This is a genomic window from Rheinheimera aquimaris (genome assembly GCF_020531985.1).
In the GTDB taxonomy this organism is placed as follows: Bacteria; Pseudomonadota; Gammaproteobacteria; order Enterobacterales; family Alteromonadaceae; genus Alishewanella; species Alishewanella aquimaris.
Genome location: NZ_JAJAVQ010000004.1, coordinates 174,418 through 192,915, shown reverse-complemented (window position 1 = coordinate 192,915; position 18,498 = coordinate 174,418). Strand labels below are relative to the sequence as shown.

Here is an 18,498-nt window from a genome sequence, read left to right as displayed (position 1 = left end):
GTTTAAAAACGTTAACCACCAAACCCGGTTTACGGCGTTTGTAATAAGACTAGCTCACCATTACGGCTTTGTACCAATAGATAGGTACCGTCACTTACCGCATCGGTGTAAAAACCTGAACTGTCCATACTCAGACGTGCGACAAAATCACCTGTTTCACGGTTAAGCCAATGCAGGTTGCCGGCTTTATCGCCAATAACCAGGTAATCTTTGTATACAGCAGGGCCAGTCAGACTATGCTTATTCAGCCCAAACTGAGACCATTTTTCCGTACCGCTGCGGCTATCAATAGCGTATATCCGCCCTTCGCTGTCGACCAGATACAAGGTATCGCCTTCCATTGCCATATTGTGAAAGCTGGCATAGTCGCGCTTCCACAACTGGCGGCCAGTACGCAGCTCCAGTGCAACCAAAGCGCCATTATAAGCAATGCTGTACACAGTGCCGCCGCGAACTATCGGTTTAGCATCAACGTCAGCCAGGCGGGATAAATCAGTAGTCCCGGTCGGAACACCTACGGCTTCTTCCCAGGCCTGGTAACCACGCTCGGCAATTAGCACACCCAACTGGCCACTGCCTGAGCCGTAAATCACGCCACCACCTTCAATAACAGGCTCACTGGTACCACGTAATGTCAGCACTGGCTGTTCGTTTTCAAACTGCCAGCGCTCCTCGCCGGTATCCGGGTGCAACGCAACCAGGGTTCCGGCACCGGTAGCAACAACCACTAAGCCATCACCTACAGCGGGCCTGACCAGCACTTCACCCTTTACTTCCGTGCGCCATACCAGTTCGCCGTCTGTAGTTAGGGCAACAACGTCACCGTTTTCGGTGCCAAAATACAGTTTATCGTAGCCAAAACTCAGGCCGCCTGAAATACGGGCATTGTCACCTGACCAGACATCGCTGATACCCTGCCAGAATGAGCTACCGGCGGGTTTACGTAAATCAAACTGCCATTTACGTTTACCACTTTGCAAATCAAAAGCCGCCACCAGGCCTTCACGACTGGCAGCATAAACGGTGTCTTTGACGATAATTGGCGATAAGCTGGACTCGTAATGTTCAACGCCCGAGCCAACGCTTTTTTCCCACACCACATCCGGATCAATAATGTTATTCACCGGAGGTAATACAAGTTTCTCTTTACTGGAACAGCCCGCCAGCACCAGAGCCGCCAGCAGTATTGCCTGTTTAACCTGTAATTTCACGCTTACCTCTTTACACTGCAGTGACGTGTGCCAGTTCATCCAGCTTGATTTGTAACAGCTGGCTATTCTGACCAGCCTTGGTCAGCGCTTGCTGATAGGCAGCTTTAGCTTCTGCCGGTTTTTCTGCCTGCAGCAGAATATCGCCTTTCAGTTCAGCCTGAGCTGAAGCAAAGCTTTCCGGTACGGCAGTACCAAGTGTTGCCAGTGCCTCATCCAGTTTACCCTGCTCACGCTGCACCCGCGCCAGACGTAATTGCGTTACAGCCAGCACGGCCGGCTCTTTTGCGTGACTCAGTACCCAGCTTAACTGCTCTGCAGCTTTATCGTATTGTTGCAGTGTTACTGCATCTTTTGCGGCCAGTAATGCTGTCAGCACCGCGTAATTGTCGCCTTTAGAGCTGTCGATAAAGCCCTGAGCCTGCGCTAACCAGTCTTCACTGGCCGTTGACGCATCACGTTGTTCAACCAACTGACTGAACTTGGTAGAAGCCTGTTCAGCCGCGCCGCGTTGCTCAGCCTGATAAAAGCGGAAACCGTATAATGCTGCCAGCCCCAGCACCACGCCACCGAGAATAGCCTTGCCGTATTGTTGCCAAAAGCGCTTTATCGCTTCTACCTGTTGTTCTTCACTGCTGTAAATTTCCACTGCGTTACTCCGTTCTACGTCAAAGGCCGGTTATGCTGTCACGGCCAGCGCTTTTGCCAGTTCAGTTATTAAAATAGTTTGCTGCGGTTTATCTTCACGCAACCATTTCACGGTGACCTCATTACGGCTTAGCTCATCTTCGCCAAGGATCAAGCCAATGGCTGCACCCGATTTATCTGCCCGCTTAATTTGTTTCTTTAAATTGCCGCCGCCACAATGCACCATAACACGCATGCCCGGCAAGTCTGACCGCAGCCTTTCGGCAACAGAAAGTGCCGCAAGTTCCGCCTGCTCACCCAGCGCCATCAGATAGACATCAGCCGCTGCGGCGAGTTGCGGTAAAAGCTCCAGTGTTTGCAGCAGCAATACCAACCGTTCCAACCCCAGAGCAAAACCCACTGCCGGTGTCGCTTTACCGCCTAGCTGTTCAACCAGACCATCGTAGCGGCCACCGGCACAGACTGTGCCCTGAGCGCCAAGCTCAGTGGTGACCCACTCAAATACGGTTTTATTGTAATAATCCAAGCCACGCACCAGACGAGGGTTAACGCTGAACTCAATACCGGCCAGCATTAATAACTGCTTAAGACGGACAAAATGCGCTGCAGAGTCTTCATCCAGATAATCCGCCAACTGAGGCGCTGCGGCGAGTACCTCTGCCAGCGCCGGATTTTTACTGTCCAGCACCCGCAGTGGATTCGTGTACATCCGCCGTAAGCTGTCTTCATCCAGTACTGTCTTGTGCTGCTCAAGATAAGCAACCAAAGCGTCACGATAAGCCGCCCGGGCTTCACTTGAACCCAGAGAGTTAATTTCCAGTTTCACGTAAGGTGTTAAGCCAAGCTGCTGCCACAAACGCGCGCTTAGCATGATCACTTCAGCATCGATATCAGCCGAAGCGATACCAAAAGCCTCCAGACCAAACTGATGAAATTGCCGGTAGCGGCCCTTTTGCGGGCGCTCATGACGGAACATAGGGCCGGTATACCACAGCCGTTGTTCCTGATTATACAACAAGCCATGTTCGTTGCCGGCGCGCACGCAGCAAGCTGTGCCTTCCGGGCGCAACGTAAGGCTGTCACCATTGCGGTCAGCAAAGGTGTACATTTCTTTTTCTACAATATCAGTCACTTCACCAATCGAGCGTTTAAACAGCTCAGTCATTTCCACGATCGGGAAACGGATCTCACTGTAGCCGTAGCTTGCTACTGTACTGCGTAGCATCTGCTCAACGTATTGCCATGCCGGCGTGTCCTGCGGCAAACAGTCGTTCATGCCGCGAATGGCCTGGATTTGCTTCGACAAAATTACATTTCCATCGGTTTAATTAAAAAACTGCGGCGATTATAGGCGCAACGCCACCAAACACCAAGTATGTTACCGGGCTTAATCCAGCTGACGCACGGCTATTTTCTGCTGCAAATACTCCCGCACCTGCTGTTCCAGCTGTTCAGCAACAGCCTCGTTGTCCAGCCGCAGCTTCTGCCGTTGGCCATTAATATAAAAACCACTCTTTTTACTGGCACCGGCCACGCCTAGATCTGACACCAGCGCTTCGCCCGGGCCATTTACCACGCAGCCGATAACTGACACCGTCAGCGGCTCAGTAACATCCTCCAGCCGCTCTTCCAGCTGGTTCATCGTTTTGATGACATCAAACTCCTGCCGCGAACAACTCGGGCAGGCAATAAAGTTGATACCGCGTGAGCGGATCCGTAACGACTTAAGGATATCAAAGGCCACTTTGACTTCTTCTACCGGATCAGCGGCCAGCGAAATACGCAGCGTGTCGCCTATACCTTCTGACAGCAGCATACCCAGGCCAATAGCAGACTTCACTGCACCGGCACGTGCGCCACCGGCTTCGGTAATGCCAAGGTGCAGTGGCTGCTTAATCTGCTGCGCCAACAAACGGTAAGCTCCGACAGCCAGAAACACATCAGAGGCTTTAACGCTGACTTTGAACTGGTCAAAGTTCAGCCTGTCCAGAATATCCACATGCCGCATTGCCGACTCAACCAGTGCCTCTGGCGTAGGCTCGCCGTATTTCTCCTGAATATCAGCTTCCAGCGAGCCACCATTTACCCCGATACGGATCGGAATGTTATGATCGCGGGCGCAGTCAACCACCGCACGGATGCGATCTTCCCGTCCTATGTTACCCGGATTTATCCGTAAGCAATCCACGCCGTATTCCGCCACTTTCAGTGCTATGCGATAATCGAAATGAATATCTGCCACCAACGGAATTGGAGACTGCTGCTTTATCAGTTTAAAGGCTTCTGCCGCTTCCATTGTCGGCACAGACACGCGCACCAAATCAGCCCCGGCTTTGGCAATCGCCTGTATTTGTGCCACCGTTGCCGCAACATCAGTAGTACGGGTATTTGTCATAGACTGCACCGCTATAGGTGCATCACCACCAATCAGTACGTTTCCGACACGGATTTGCGTACTCTGACGGCGTTTAATGGGATTTTCTGCAAACATGCTTATTCAGACTCAGGAATAGTAAATTTTGCCACTCGGCCTGCTGCTAATGCTGACATATCAACAGCTTGCTGATTAAATGTAATAGAAACAACACTGGGGTTGCCCAGCGTAACCACAAAAGGTGCTTTACCGCTTAGCTGCATGATGTAACCCGCCTGCTTGGTACCATAAGCAACGCGGTTGCCATCCGCGTCGGTCACATCTACCCAACAATTTTCGCTAAAGCGCATTTCCAGCTGATCGGCTTCAGCTATCGGTATAATGTCTTCATCTGCAGCAGTTTGCTCCGGCTCAGGTGTCAGTTGCTCCAATAGTTCCGTTATTTGCTCTGGCGTCGGTTGTATTTGCTCCGGCACCAGCTCGGCGGCCGTCGTCACCACCGGACCCACAGCAGGCAGCGAAACAGCATCGGAAGGAGGAAGCTGTTTATTTGTTTGCAACCACCAGACAAATAGCAATACCAACAGCAATGCAACTATGGCGTATGTCAGCCACATAAAGCGGTTTTCTGTGGCCTGCTTCGCTGTACGGTTAGAAAATGTCCGCATTGGCTTAGGACTACTTTGCTGACAACCTGTAGTACTGCCAAACGCCGCCATCAATTCAGCCTCAGGCAATTTTAATAAACGACCATAGGCCCGCACATAACCCCGGGCAAATGTTTCCAGTGTGCCTTCCAGCTGATCCTGCTCCAGTTTTGCCACTTGTTCCGGCTTTAAGTTCAACTGCAGTGCGACCTGCTGTAGCGTCAGACCGCGAGCCTCCCGGGCTGTACTCAGTATTTGCCCGGCACTTACCGGTGCAGTGTTATCTGTTGTCATTGCGCCACACTGGCAGGATCGGTGATGTAGACCTGCTGTCCAACTTTTAATGTGCTCTGCTCAGTCAGATTGTTCCAACTCATAAAGCTGCTCAGACGTACATTATAACGAAAGGAAATACCGAACATGGTTTCACCTTCCGCTACCGTATGAAAGGGTTCGGTAGCCTCTACTTGCTCCCGCTCTGGTTGTGAAACTTCGTGCAGTACGGTCTCAGATACAGGACCGAGCCATATTTTTTGCCCGGTCTTAATCACTGAATCGGGTGCGAGCTGGTTCCACTCCATCAACCGCTGTAAACGGATATTATGCTGTACCGAAATAGCATATAACGACTCTGACGCCTGCACCAGATGAAACGCAGGCAGTTGCTCACTGTCGCTTAATGGTGTATCAACGCCCGCCGCAGCGACCTCTTGTACAGTTGCCACTGCAGTTTGCTCAGCAGTGACCTGCTCCTGCTGAAGCTGCGCCAGCGCAGCTACTTCCTGTTCAGCTTTCAACTTTTGCTGCTCGGCCTGTGCCAGTGCAGCAGCTTCCTGCTCGGCTTTTAATCTTTGTTGCTCTGCCTGCGCCAGCGCCGCAGCTTCCTGCTCAGCTTTTAATCTTTGTTGCTCTGCCTGTGCCAGTGCAGCAGCTTCCTGCTCGGCTTTTAATCTTTGTTGCTCAGCCTGTGCCAGTGCCGCAGCTTCCTGCTCAGCTTTTAATCTTTTTTCCTCTGCAGCTTCGGCATCCCGGCTTTTAACACGGTCATAGCTGTTATCAGCAGTGACTGTTTCCACCGGTAAAGTTGCAGCGCCAGTACTTGCCGCCACGACTGCGGTACCTGTACCACTGAGGCTATTAGCGATATCAGACGTAACTTGTTTCAATGGCGTTGCAGCAGGTGTAGACGAAGCGTCCGCGTCCGCAGGCATGCTTTCATCACTGTCACCGGTTACAGTCTTACGCTTTACCACTTTCAGTTTTGGGTTCGCCACTGGCGCCACAGGTTTGTCGGCTTGGCTGGCATTGTCATCAGGCAACACTATATTTGCCATCAGACTATCTTTATAGCGCTCGCGTAACTGCTCAAACTCACTTTCCTGCAATTTTCCTTGCAGCAAAAGCCTGGTTTCCGGTGTTTCGGTGTACAAGGTTAACAGCAACTGCTCGGCGTTACGCATGGTTTCCCTGTCACCGTTTTTCTCTGCGATCAAATAACTGAGCAATACGGTGCGGGCCGACACCCGTCCCAGTCGCTGAATACGATCTAACTGTAATTTCGCCTGCTGCATATTGCCCATGGCATAAGTCAGGCCGGCAGCCAGTGTTAGTGAAGTAATACGGGTGGTGTTATGGCTAAGAGACTGTTCAAGATAGCTCATAGCTTTGCTAAAGTTATTCTGCTGCAACTGACATAGCGCCAGGTTTTCGTAGCTTTCAGCGACTCTGATGTAACCGGGACGACTGATCGCTTTTAACAATAATTGCTCAGCTTCATCGTACCGATGTAACTGACATAAAAAAGCGCCGTAATTATTATACGCATCGGCGTAATTGCTATCTTTCTGAATGGCCAGGCGGAAATACTCTTCTGCCTGTTTGGTTTCGCCAACACTCTGATAATAGTATGCCAGCGCACTATGCACTTCAGCTGAGTTAGGTGCAAAACTGCGCGCCCGCTCAAGGTTGTATTTTGCCTGTGACGTATCGCCACGCCGTAGATAGTTCAAGCCCAACGAAATACGGGTGCGGGCTGCCTCAATATTATCAAAGGTACGGTCTGACACTGGCTTATCGCTGCCAACATAACTTTGCTCCGACACACAGCCAGTTAACACGAGCACGCTGCAGAGTGAAATACCAAAGATAACTTTTTGCTTCACCAGACCCACTTCCTTGATTTATTGCAGCATTTTCACGTCTATTGACTGACCTTTCTGCTGCTTCTTGATCAGCCTTTTTGTTCTGTCGATCACATCGCCCACCAATTGGCCACAGGCAGCGTCAATATCATCGCCACGGGTTTTACGTACAATAACAGTAAAGCCGTATTCTTGTAAGACTTTGTTAAACCTGTCAATCCGTGAATTGCTCGAACGTTTATACGGCGAGCCCGGGTAAGGATTAAAGGGTATCAGGTTAATTTTGGAAGGCGTATCTTTCAGCGCATGCGCCAGCTCATGTGCCTGCTCCATACTGTCATTAACTCCTTCAAGCATCACGTACTCCACTGTGACCTTATCATTTGCCTTAGAGTTCGCGACATAACGTCTTGAAGCAGCTAAAAACTCTTCCATTGGGTACTTGCGGTTTACCGGCACCAGTTCATTTCGCAGTTCATTGTTAGGTGCATGCAGCGAAATAGCCAAGGCCACGTCGATTTTGTCGCGCAGCAAGTCCAGCGCAGGCACAACACCGGAAGTACTTAAGGTTACCCGGCGTTTGGATAAACCAAAGCCATAATCTTCCAGCATCAGCTCCATTGCCGGCACGACATTGTTCAGATTCAGCAACGGCTCACCCATACCCATCATCACCACATTGGTCACGGGCTTGTCACCAGTGTCACCATAGCTGCCAATAATCTGCGCCACACGCCAAACCTGGCCGATAATCTCTGCCACGCTCAGGTTGCGGTTAAAGCCCTGCTGTGCTGTAGAGCAAAACGAACAATCAAGCGCACAACCTACCTGCGAAGAGACACACAAAGTACGGCGATCTTTTTCCGGGATCCATACCGTTTCCACTTCCTGGCCGCCGCTCAGCCCCATAACAAACTTGATGGTACCGTCCGAGCTGTCCTGCCGGGTAACAACAACAGGCGCTTCTATAACACAGCGCGCTTTTAACTTTTCCCGCAATACTTTATTGATATTGCTCATCTTGTCGAAGTCATCGACACAAAAGTGGTAAATCCATTTCATTACCTGATCAGCGCGGAAAGCCTTTTCGCCTAACTCGACAAAAAACGCCTGCATTTGTGCGCGCGTTAAATCAAGTAAATTAATTTTATTAGTCTGCTCAGTCATTTGCAGAGCACTCCTTACCACAATAAACAATAGCCATAAAACACTGTACCAACATGCACTAAGGGGGCTGTTGCCCCCTTAGTCCGTTACCGCCGGCGATGAACGCTTAGCGGGTACGGGCACACAGCTCAGCTTCGGTAAAGAAGTAAGCGATTTCGCGTGCAGCTGACGCAGCAGCATCTGAACCGTGAACAGCATTCTCGTCAATGCTGGCAGCATAGTCAGCACGTAAAGTACCTGCTAATGCATCTTTCGGGTTAGTCGCACCCATGATTTCACGGTTTTTACGCACAGCATCTTCACCTTCTAATACCTGAACCATAACCGGGCCAGATGTCATGAAAGAAACCAGCGCAGCAAAGAATGGACGCTCTTTGTGCTCAGCATAGAAACCTTCAGCCTGCTCTTTGCTCAAGTGTAGCATTTTGGCTGCAACGATACGTAAACCTGCAGATTCAAAACGGTTGTAGATAGCGCCGATAACATTTTTTGCTACTGCATCCGGCTTGATAATTGAAAAAGTGCGTTCTAACGCCATAACAGGCTCCCTGTAAGTGAGTAATTAAACTGTGTGATTAAAATTTAAGGCGGCAAATTATACGCCAGTTGTCAGAAAAAACCTATTTTTGCTGACAAAAAAAGCCGCGATTTAAGGTTCCCCCTCAGTATCGCGACTTTTTATGACAAACAGGTTTTTAGAAGTTAGCCACTACCTTTACGCTACCATCAACACTACTGCTACTGATGTAGCCAACAGCGGTTGGATCAGCCGCTACCGCTGCTTTTACCGCAGCATCATCGGCCAGTTCTTTCGGCGGAGTGCCTTTGCCGGTGAAAACCAGTTTTGACCAGTAAGCTTTTAGCTGAGATGAAGAGCGGCTAAGCACTTTACTGTCAAACTCGTCCCGGGCGGCAGCCCCTTCTGCCAGATTAAGCGGTGTCGCTTTGCTGCCATCGGCAAAACTGGATGTGCGACCAAGGAACAGCCGGTTTAAGTCATCTGCAGACACGGCGTTGGCGTTCGATGGATGTACCACCACAGCGATATCAGCAATAACAGAGGCAGACAACAAAGCGCAGGCTAACAGGGAAAGATATTTAATACGCATAACGCCTCCTTAAAATACCAGATCTACGCCAAATGCCAGAACATCCTGGCGCAGATCGGCAATTTCGTTATCTTCAGAGCTGTATTGCACTTTAAACGCTGCTGAAGGATGGAAGTCGTAGCGTAAACCAACATTATAGGTTGTTGCTTCGCGCGCCTGACTTTGTACTATGCCGACAACCGGCAGTAATAGTGACGGCGGCAAGCTACCCTGAAAAGGTGTGTAAATTTCATCTTTTGCCGGGTTATCTTCTTTCTCGTAGGAGATATAAGGTGTAATAGTGTCGAACCTGTGTCCCAGCGACACATAGAAGTTTTTCTGATCGGCGATAAAACTGTTGTCCACTTTTACTGTGGTGTACTCGGCAACCACTAACCAGTCATTTTTATCTACAGTGAAGCCTAAGCCGAAAAACTCGCCGTCTTCTTCAACAATGTCAATTTCGTTCACCAGTGCAGAGAAACCCGCACCGGCTAAACCGTTGAAGAAGTCGCCGAACGTAACGCCGGGTTGTAACGATACGGCCTCTGCACCGACACTGACCTTACCAATCAGATAAGCGGCCCGCAGGCTGTACCAATCCTGGCTCAGCTCCCAGGTAATACCCAAAATGTCTTTAATTTCAGCATTCACTTCAGTGCCACTGATACTCGCCTCGCCATCGTAAGCTCCAGCGATCAGCTGCAGACTCGAATCAAAGTTACCCAGCTGCGTAGTGTGGTATAGCGATACCCCTTCGATGTTATCAAAACCCAAACCATATACGCTTTGCGGTACCCGTAGCCAGTCATAGGCATAACCTACATCACGGTAGTCAGAGTACTTATAAAAAGGGGTACGCAGGCGTCCGGCGTTAATCCGCACCTCGTCTGTCAGCTGATAGCTGATAAAAGCCCATTCAAAGTCGACGTCGAAATCATCAGCGCCACGTCCCATTAACTGCGCAGTGACTGACAACTTGTCGCCTAAATCTGACATCAACTGTACAGCAAATAAGCTTTCGTTTTTAAAGTCCAGACTGTCGTCGTAGCCATACAGCGTGTCATCACTGTCCAGTGTCATACCCGCTTTGATTGACGCGAAACCATTAATGGTCAGGTCTGCATAGGCCGGCGCAGCCAGCAACGCCGATAAACTCAGGGCAAGAAGCGATTTTTTTATCATAGATACTCCATCCGTTGTCTTTGTCTTTTGTTGTCTTACTGAGACTAGCCCAAGCCCGGCCAATCTCCAGCATTTCGTTGTTATTATTGAGCTACATTAGTTGTCGGGCACAAAAAACGGCCCGCAGGCCGTTTTTCTTAACACTGTAACTCAGTGCCCTTCACTGACCATATTGACCGTGTATTTGGGTATTTCTACCACCAGGTCTTCGTCAGCTATCCGTGCCTGACAACCTAAGCGGGACTCAGGCTCCAGGCCCCAGGCTTTGTCGAGCATGTCATCTTCGAGCTCATCACTTTCATTCAGTGAATAAAAGCCCTCGCGCACGATGACATGACAAGTCGTGCAAGCACAGGATTTTTCACAGGCATGCTCTATTGCAATGCCGTTACGCAGTGCCACATCCAGCACAGTTTCACCGGCTTTTGCTTCCAGTGCAGCGCCTTCAGGGCACAGTTCTGCATGGGGTAAAAATACAATTTGTGGCATCTGTTATACCTCGTCCACGTTGTGACCAGTCAAGGCGCTGCGGATCGACTGATCCATGCGCCGCGCGGCAAAGTCATCGGTTAAATGGTTAGTATGTTCAATAGCGGCTTTAATTGCGGCGGTATCGTCGCCCTGCTGCACAGTGGCCAGATCGGTCAGTGCCTGCTCAATAGCCAAACGCTCAGTATCATTTAACAGGTGCGCATCAGCCTGCAGCGCGCGGCTTACCGCTTCCAGTACGCGGGCAGCCTCGACCTGCTGCTCGCGTAATAAGCGCTGCTGCATGTCCTGCCGGGCATGCTGCATCGAGCCTTTTAGCATAGTGGCAACCTGATCATCACTGAGGCCATAAGATGGCTTAACCTGAATATTCGACTGCACGCCGGTAGATTTTTCCTGCGCGGTGACACTGAGCAAACCGTCTGCATCAACCTGAAAAGTCACACGGATATGAGCACCACCGGCTGGCATAGGCGGAATGCCACGCAATTCAAACCGAGCCAAAGAGCGGCAGTCTTCCACCAGTTCGCGCTCGCCTTGCACTACATGCAGCGCCATCGCTGTCTGACCATCTTTAAAAGTGGTGAACTCTTGTGCCCGCGCGACCGGGATGACCGTATTGCGCGGGATAATTTTCTCTGTCAGGCCGCCCATGGTTTCAAGACCTAAAGACAGCGGAATAACATCCAGTAGCAGTGTATCGCCATCGGCTTTATTGCCCACCAACACATTAGCCTGAATGGCGGCACCAATAGCGACAACTTTATCCGGGTCTATTGAGGTAAGCGGTTCACTGGCAAAAAACGCGGCCACTTCGCTGCGTACCAGAGGTACCCGTGTAGAACCGCCAACCATCACTACTTTGACAATTTCTTCTGCAGTTAAACCGGCATCGCGTAGCACCTGCCGACAAGCACGAATGGTTTTTTTCACCAGTGGGGCAATCAGCTGTTCAAATTGAGAGCGGCTAAACTGCGTTTGTGCAGAGTCACCCGGCAAGTTAAAACTGACCGATTCCTCTTCGGTTAACTGCTCTTTAATGCTGCGGGCAAGCGTCAGATATTGCCGCATTTGCTGATGTGACAACTCTGCCAAACCGCTTTGCTGCTGCAGATAACTGACAATAGCATGGTCAAAATCGTCTCCGCCCAGCGCAGAATCACCGCCGGTTGCCAGCACTTCAAACACACCACGGCGCAGTCGTAAGATAGAGATATCAAAGGTACCGCCGCCCAAATCGTATACGGCCACCACACCTTCCTGCCCAGAATCCAGACCGTATGCCAGCGCAGCAGCTGTCGGCTCGTTCAACAGCCGCATTACATTTAAACCGGCCAGCTTAGCGGCATCTTTCGTTGCCTGACGCTGTGCATCATCAAAGTACGCCGGTACAGTAATAACCACGCCATTTAATTCGCCGCCCAAGGTCTCACTGGCGGTATTGGCCAGCGTAGCCAGAATTTCAGCCGATACTTCTACCGGGTTTTTAACACCCTGCACGGTATTGATGGCAACCAGCCCTTGTTGATCGATCAGCTGATAGGGCACCTTCTCTTTTAGTGCCAGCGTTTCGCTGTAGCCTTTACCCATCAGACGCTTCACCGACACTATGGTGTTATCGGCATCATGTTGCGCAGCGGTCATTGCTGCATCACCCACAATGACGCTATCTGGCGTGTACCGTACCACGGACGGCACCATATCGCGCCCCTGGCTATTAACCAGCGTTTTAGCCTCACCACTACGTACTGTTGCTACCAGAGAGTTAGTCGTACCCAGGTCAATGCCTGCTGCCAGCTTATGCTGATGCGGCGCAGCGCTTTGTCCTGGCTCTGCGATCTGTAATAACGCCATAATGTTGTTAGTCTTGTAGTTGCTGTTCTATAAGCTCCAGCTCTTGCTGCAACTTATAAAAGAATTTTAGTTTACGGATAAGGTCGGCCGCCAGTTGATCCTGTTCTGCGTTTTCTGCATCCAGTGCCACCGACAACTGGTTTAACAACTGTTTTTTCTGTTGCTGTAACTGGCGGTCTATATCGTCGATTACGCTATCAGGGTCATCACTGAGATCGATTTCAGCCAGTTGTTCACGCAGCTCCATTTGCTGCATTAAAAACATCGGGTCGGTAAAACTGCGCTGTTCATGGCTTATCTTCAAGCCGCGTAAAGCCAGCAAATGCTCGGCCCTAAGCAATGGCTGCTTCAGGCTATGATAAGCATCGTTAATATTAGCTGTCTGTTGTACCGCAAGCAGCCGGTCGCGTTCAGACCCGCTGCTATGCTGGTCCGGATGGAACTGCTTTTGCAATTTAAGGTAACGCGAACCGAGCTCGGTTAAATCGAGATCGAACTTCGCCGGCAGATTAAACAGCTGAAAGTAATTCATCCGGCCCCTGGCTAGTTAAAGTACATGCTTAAACCGTGAAGCTTTCGCCACAGCCACATTCACCGTTAACGTTCGGGTTATTAAATTGAAACCCCTCGTTCAGGCCTTCTTTGACAAAATCGAGCTGAGTACCGTCGATGTAAACCAGGCTCTTGCCGTCAACAATCAACTTCAGATCGTCCTGTTCAAACACCTGGTCATCATCGTTTAACGTATCGACAAACTCCAACACATAGGCCAGACCTGAACAACCGGTGGTTTTCACACCCACCCGCAAGCCAATACCTTTACCACGGTTATGCAAAAAGCTGCGTACCCGATCAGCGGCCGCCGGTGTCATCGAAATCGCCATACTGCTTAGCTCCCGTGCTTTTGCTTATAGTCAGCAATAGCAGCTTTGATCGCATCTTCGGCCAGAATAGAACAGTGAATTTTCACCGGTGGCAGAGCCAGTTCCTGCGCAATGTCAGTATTCTTAATTTGCTGAGCTTCATCCAGGCTTTTACCCTTTACCCACTCAGTAACCAGTGAACTGGAGGCGATAGCACTGCCGCAGCCATAGGTCTTAAACTTGGCATCTTCAATAATGCCGTCCGCGTTAACTTTGATCTGCAGTTTCATTACGTCACCACAGGCCGGCGCACCGACCATACCGGTCGCGACACCTGCATCGTCTTTATCAAAAGAGCCAACGTTACGCGGGTTTTCGTAGTGATCGATTACTTTATTACTGTAAGCCATAATAGTTACCTCTGTGTGCAGCCAGCGCGCTTAATGCGCAACCCAGGCTACAGTGTTTAAATCGACGCCATCTTTATACATGTCCCACAATGGCGACATAGCACGCAGTTTTTCAATCGCCTGATGCACAATTTTAATCGTGTGATCAATCTGCTGCTCTGTGGTGTAACGGCCGATACTGAAACGGATCGAACTGTGCGCCAGTTCATCACTCATGCCAAGCGCCCGCAGTACATAAGACGGTTCCAGGCTGGCAGAGGTACAGGCAGAACCTGACGACACGGCGATATCTTTTAACGCCATAATCAGCGACTCGCCTTCAACGTAGTTAAAGCTGATGTTGGTGATCTGAGGTACGCGGTGTTCACGGTTACCGTTTAAAAATACCTGTTCGATATCCTTAACGCCTTCCAGCAAGCGGTCGCGCAGCGCGGTAATGCGTTGGTTTTCTTCCGCCATTTCCAGTTTAGCAATGCGAAACGCTTCACCCATACCGACGATCTGATGCGTTGGTAACGTACCAGAACGCATACCGCGCTCATGGCCACCACCGTGCATCTGTGCTTCTAAGCGGATACGCGGCTTACGACGCACAAACAAGGCGCCAATACCTTTAGGGCCATACACTTTGTGCGCAGAGAACGACATTAAATCTACTTTCAGCGTTTGCAGGTCGATATCTACCTTGCCGGCCGCTTGTGCAGAGTCAACATGGAACACTATACCTTTGCTGCGGCATAACTCGCCAATAGCAGCAATATCCTGCACTACACCGATTTCGTTGTTAACAAACATCACGCTGATCACAGTGGTATCCGGACGAATAGCCGCTTCGAGCATCTCAATGGTGACCATGCCATCGGTCTGCGGCTCCAGATAAGTGACTTCGTAGCCTTCACGCTCGAGCTGACGCATAGTGTCCAGCGTAGCTTTATGTTCGGTTTTAACGGTGATCAGGTGCTTACCCTTTTTACGGTAAAAATCAGCGGCACCTTTAATCGCCAGGTTATTTGATTCTGTAGCGCCTGAGGTAAACACAATTTCGCGCGGGTCAGCATTAATCAGTTCGGCAATCTGACTGCGGGCAATTTCTACCGCTTCTTCCGCCTGCCAGCCAAAACGATGCGAGCGCGACGCCGGGTTACCAAACTCGCCGTCCATTGTTAAAAACTGCATCATTTTTTCTGCTACCCGTGGGTCGACCGGGGTAGTTGCAGCGTAATCCAGATAAATAGGTAGCTTCATTATTTGCTCCGTGTTGCCTACAGCTGGCAGCTGACTTCAATATCAGTTGCCGGGTTCTTTACAATGCGGCTGTTCTGCCGCTTGGCCAGGGCCTGAACATCTTGCTGGTTCACCAGCTCGCCCAGCGTAATGCCGGTCAGAAAATCTTCGATGCGATGACTCAAATCGCTCCACAGGGTATGGGTTAAACAGCGGGTACCGCTGTGGCAGTCAGACTTGCCCTGACAGCGGGTTGCATCAACCGACTCATCAACAGCGCTGATCACATCCGATACCGATATCGCTGTTGCGTCACGGCCGAGTTGATAACCGCCTCCGGGACCACGCACACTACTAACTAACCCCTGTTTACGTAAGCGGGCAAACAATTGTTCAAGATAAGACAACGAAATCCCCTGGCGCTCTGAAATATCAGCCAGCGGCACCGGCCCGGTTGCTGTGTGTAAGGCTACATCCAGCATAGCCGTCACCGCATAGCGGCCTTTCGACGTTAATCTCATAGTCTGCTCCCTGAAAACACTGGCACTATTTTACTTTCCTGACTATTTTAGTCAAGTATTAATAACCTACTGCTTTAGTCAGGTATTCAGGGCTAAGGTTCAGTTTAAATATTTGGATCAAAGGCTTCGACATCACGCTTACGCTGCTGTGCGGCGCGTTGCTCAGCCAGTTTAAAGTCTTCTTCTTCAATATCAACGGCCGGGACCTGCTCGCACACATTGCCGCCGAGCTTGTTGACGCTATGACACAGCTCACCGACTTTGTTGTCGAGAAACTGTATATGATCCAGCATCCGGCCTATGGCATTGGCCACCGGATCCGGGTTATCAGCAGCAACGGCGTAAGCGTCAAAACCAAACTTTTTCGCCAACTGTTTACGGCCGTCACTGACTTCTACATCGGCTTTCGCCACAATGCGGCCTGGGATACCAATCACAGTTGCCTCGGCAGGTACGTCTTTTACCACCACAGCATTAGAGCCAATACGGGCGTTTTCGCCGACCATTAACGGCCCCAGCACCTTAGCGCCAGCACCTATCACCACACCATTTGCCAGTGTCGGGTGGCGCTTGCCCGGGTTCCAGCTGGTACCACCTAAGGTCACGCCATGATATAAGGTAACGTCATCACCAATCTCTGCGGTTTCACCAATCACCACGCCCATGCCATGGTCGATAAAAAAGCGTCGGCCAATCTTGGCGCCGGGATGAATTTCAACCCCGGTCAGCCAGCGCGCCACTGTACTTAAAAACCGTGCCAGCCATTTCCAGTTCGCACGCCACAATTTATGGCTAACCCGGTGCCACCAAATCGCGTGTAAACCGGGATAATTGGTTAGCACCTCAAAGCTGCTGCGGGCAGCCGGGTCGCGTTCAAACACACTTTTGATATCTTCTTTGATACCAGCAAACATGCTTTACTCCTTGTCGCCTTTGGCATTTGCGCCATATCGCTGCACCGACGTTAAAATGCCGCGCAGTATATTGTATTCCGCCTCTTCCGGCCGCGCCCGGGTAAACAAGCGCTTAAGCTTCGTCATCACCACGCCCGGATGCTGCTTGATGATAAAGCCGGTCTCATTCAGCGTGTCTTCCAGATGCTGATAAAAGCTGGCCAGTTGCTCATTAGTCGGATAGGCAATGTCGTCGCTGACGGCAGCTGCAGTTTGTGTTTGCAGATACGCCATCCGCACTTCATAGGTGACAATTTGCACCGCCATCGCCAGGTTCAGCGAGCTGTATTCAGGATTTGCCGGAATACAGACATGGTAGTTACACAGCTGCAGCTCTTCGTTGGTCAAACCACTGCTTTCACGGCCAAACACCAGCGCTACCGGATGTGTCACAGCCTCTTTTACTGCCTGCACACCGCATTCACGCGGCTCCAGCATTGGCCAGCTTAATGTACGTGAACGCGCGCTGCTGCCAATCACCAGTGGGCAATCAGTAATCGCTTGCTGTAGCGTATCAAACACTTTGGCATTGGCCAGAATATCGCTTGCGCCGGCCGACAGCGCATACGCCTGGCCATCAGGCAGCTCTTTCGGGGCAACCAGATACAGTTGCGACAAGCCCATGGTTTTCATCGCGCGCGCGACCGAGCCGATGTTACCGGTATGGGTGGTGCCAACAAGAATAATACGGATTTGATCTAACATAAGGCATCCCGCATAAAAGGGCGGGCATTCTATCACAGCCTTAGCCAATTGTTGATTAGAAATTAGCAGTCTGGCCATCCACTCAGTGCGGATTAATCTGCAGCGCGCCTGCTTTTTCTGCAGGCTTTTGCTACACTAGCGCCACTTTTACCACAGGGAACCACGAAGATGAAAACCATAAAACTCGTTACTATGCTGTCTGCTCTTCTGTTAAGCCCGTTAACTCTGGCAGATGATGCCGCCGACGCTTTGCAACTGGCTGTTAAACATCACAATCGCAGCGCTGAAAATGCCGCCAGGGATCAATACCGTCATCCAGTCGAAACACTGGCCTTCTTTGACGTAAAACCAGACAGTACTGTGGTAGAAATTTCCCCCGGCGGTGGCTGGTACACTGAAATTCTGGCACCGCTACTGGCGGCGCACGGTACCTACTACGCCGCGCACTTCCCGGCAGAGACCGATTCAGATTATTACAAGCGCAACCGCGCCGCCTTTGCTGAAAAACTGGCAAGCGATCCTGTTTATAACCGCGTACAGCTAACCGAATTTGCCCCAGGCAACAGCAGTGCCATAGCGCCTGCCGGCAGCGCCGATGTGGTATTGACATTCCGTAACCTGCACAACTGGTATAACAGTGGCGGCAACGACGGCATGGTTGCCATTTTTAAAGACTTTTATAAAGCGTTAAAACCGGGTGGTGTACTGGGCGTGGTGGAACACCGTTTACCTGCCGATAAAGCAAGCGGTGACTGGGTGAAAACCGGTTATTTCCCACAGCAGCTGGCGATTGAACTGGCACAGAAGGCCGGTTTTGTACTGGAAGACAGCAGCGAAATTAACGCCAACCCGAAGGATACCGCCGATTACCCGGGCGGAGTCTGGACGCTGCCACCGGTTCTGCGATTAAAAGAGCAAGACAGAACCAAATATCTGGCAATTGGTGAAAGCGATCGCATGACGCTTAAGTTCCGCAAACCGGCGAAAACAGAATAATTTTTTATTGCATAACAGACGGAAA

20 protein-coding genes are annotated in these 18,498 nt (G+C 50.7%); 1 reads left to right on the top strand and 19 read right to left on the bottom strand.

Annotated elements, in window-relative coordinates; translation table 11 throughout:
• Window positions 1-29 precede the first annotated feature (29 nt).
• The 19 genes from bamB to trmJ all read right to left on the bottom strand — a co-directional run bounded on the left by bamB (window position 30) and on the right by trmJ (window position 17,477).
• Window positions 30-1,211: an outer membrane protein assembly factor BamB gene (bamB, locus tag LHL18_RS13395; RefSeq protein ID WP_226767443.1), complete on the bottom strand. Its 1,182-nt coding sequence runs from the start codon at window positions 1,209-1,211 to the stop codon at window positions 30-32.
• 10 nt (window positions 1,212-1,221) lie between these two features.
• On the bottom strand, window positions 1,222-1,857 hold the full coding sequence (locus tag LHL18_RS13390) for a YfgM family protein (protein WP_226767442.1): 636 nt from the start codon (window positions 1,855-1,857) through the stop codon (window positions 1,222-1,224).
• Window positions 1,858-1,887: 30 nt separating this feature from the next.
• On the bottom strand, window positions 1,888-3,162 hold the full coding sequence (gene hisS, locus LHL18_RS13385; RefSeq protein ID WP_226767441.1) for a histidine--tRNA ligase: 1,275 nt from the start codon (window positions 3,160-3,162) through the stop codon (window positions 1,888-1,890).
• An 81-nt stretch (window positions 3,163-3,243) separates the two neighbouring features.
• The gene (gene ispG / locus LHL18_RS13380; RefSeq protein ID WP_226767440.1) at window positions 3,244-4,347 is read right to left on the bottom strand and encodes a flavodoxin-dependent (E)-4-hydroxy-3-methylbut-2-enyl-diphosphate synthase; all 1,104 of its coding nucleotides are present in this window, start codon (window positions 4,345-4,347) and stop codon (window positions 3,244-3,246) included.
• 2 nt (window positions 4,348-4,349) lie between these two features.
• The gene (locus LHL18_RS13375) at window positions 4,350-5,171 is read right to left on the bottom strand and encodes a RodZ domain-containing protein (RefSeq protein WP_226767439.1); all 822 of its coding nucleotides are present in this window, start codon (window positions 5,169-5,171) and stop codon (window positions 4,350-4,352) included.
• The gene (pilW, locus tag LHL18_RS13370; protein ID WP_226767438.1) at window positions 5,168-7,039 is read right to left on the bottom strand and encodes a type IV pilus biogenesis/stability protein PilW; all 1,872 of its coding nucleotides are present in this window, start codon (window positions 7,037-7,039) and stop codon (window positions 5,168-5,170) included. Before pilW ends, LHL18_RS13375 begins: the two co-directional genes overlap by 4 nt.
• Before the next feature lie 18 nt (window positions 7,040-7,057).
• On the bottom strand, window positions 7,058-8,185 hold the full coding sequence (locus LHL18_RS13365; RefSeq protein ID WP_226767437.1) for a bifunctional tRNA (adenosine(37)-C2)-methyltransferase TrmG/ribosomal RNA large subunit methyltransferase RlmN: 1,128 nt from the start codon (window positions 8,183-8,185) through the stop codon (window positions 7,058-7,060).
• 106 nt (window positions 8,186-8,291) lie between these two features.
• Entirely contained in the window at window positions 8,292-8,723 is a 432-nt protein-coding gene (gene ndk / locus LHL18_RS13360) for a nucleoside-diphosphate kinase (protein ID WP_134057670.1), read from the bottom strand.
• A gap of 157 nt (window positions 8,724-8,880) precedes the next feature.
• On the bottom strand, window positions 8,881-9,294 hold the full coding sequence (locus LHL18_RS13355; RefSeq protein WP_226767436.1) for a type 2 periplasmic-binding domain-containing protein: 414 nt from the start codon (window positions 9,292-9,294) through the stop codon (window positions 8,881-8,883).
• Between the two features lie 9 nt (window positions 9,295-9,303).
• Window positions 9,304-10,458: a porin gene (locus tag LHL18_RS13350; RefSeq protein ID WP_226767435.1), complete on the bottom strand. Its 1,155-nt coding sequence runs from the start codon at window positions 10,456-10,458 to the stop codon at window positions 9,304-9,306.
• A gap of 150 nt (window positions 10,459-10,608) precedes the next feature.
• Complete coding sequence (gene fdx / locus LHL18_RS13345) at window positions 10,609-10,947, bottom strand: ISC system 2Fe-2S type ferredoxin (protein WP_134057676.1); 339 nt, start codon at window positions 10,945-10,947, stop codon at window positions 10,609-10,611.
• 3 nt (window positions 10,948-10,950) lie between these two features.
• Window positions 10,951-12,801, bottom strand: a complete 1,851-nt coding sequence (gene hscA / locus LHL18_RS13340; protein ID WP_226767434.1) for a Fe-S protein assembly chaperone HscA — start codon at window positions 12,799-12,801, stop codon at window positions 10,951-10,953.
• A 7-nt stretch (window positions 12,802-12,808) separates the two neighbouring features.
• Complete coding sequence (hscB, locus tag LHL18_RS13335) at window positions 12,809-13,333, bottom strand: co-chaperone HscB (protein WP_134057680.1); 525 nt, start codon at window positions 13,331-13,333, stop codon at window positions 12,809-12,811.
• A 28-nt stretch (window positions 13,334-13,361) separates the two neighbouring features.
• Window positions 13,362-13,685, bottom strand: a complete 324-nt coding sequence (gene iscA / locus LHL18_RS13330; protein WP_134057682.1) for an iron-sulfur cluster assembly protein IscA — start codon at window positions 13,683-13,685, stop codon at window positions 13,362-13,364.
• Window positions 13,686-13,690: 5 nt separating this feature from the next.
• Complete coding sequence (gene iscU, locus LHL18_RS13325) at window positions 13,691-14,074, bottom strand: Fe-S cluster assembly scaffold IscU (protein WP_134057684.1); 384 nt, start codon at window positions 14,072-14,074, stop codon at window positions 13,691-13,693.
• A 30-nt stretch (window positions 14,075-14,104) separates the two neighbouring features.
• Complete coding sequence (locus LHL18_RS13320; protein ID WP_226767433.1) at window positions 14,105-15,319, bottom strand: IscS subfamily cysteine desulfurase; 1,215 nt, start codon at window positions 15,317-15,319, stop codon at window positions 14,105-14,107.
• A gap of 17 nt (window positions 15,320-15,336) precedes the next feature.
• Window positions 15,337-15,819, bottom strand: coding sequence for a Fe-S cluster assembly transcriptional regulator IscR (gene iscR, locus LHL18_RS13315; protein ID WP_226767432.1), 483 nt, complete (start codon window positions 15,817-15,819; stop codon window positions 15,337-15,339).
• A gap of 104 nt (window positions 15,820-15,923) precedes the next feature.
• On the bottom strand, window positions 15,924-16,733 hold the full coding sequence (cysE, locus tag LHL18_RS13310) for a serine O-acetyltransferase (RefSeq protein ID WP_226767431.1): 810 nt from the start codon (window positions 16,731-16,733) through the stop codon (window positions 15,924-15,926).
• Between the two features lie 3 nt (window positions 16,734-16,736).
• Complete coding sequence (gene trmJ, locus LHL18_RS13305; RefSeq protein WP_134057692.1) at window positions 16,737-17,477, bottom strand: tRNA (cytosine(32)/uridine(32)-2'-O)-methyltransferase TrmJ; 741 nt, start codon at window positions 17,475-17,477, stop codon at window positions 16,737-16,739.
• Between the two features lie 168 nt (window positions 17,478-17,645).
• Here trmJ and LHL18_RS13300 point away from each other — a divergent pair, with 168 nt between their 5' ends.
• Entirely contained in the window at window positions 17,646-18,473 is an 828-nt protein-coding gene (locus LHL18_RS13300; RefSeq protein ID WP_226767430.1) for a class I SAM-dependent methyltransferase, read from the top strand.
• The last annotated feature ends 25 nt before the right edge of the window (window positions 18,474-18,498 follow it).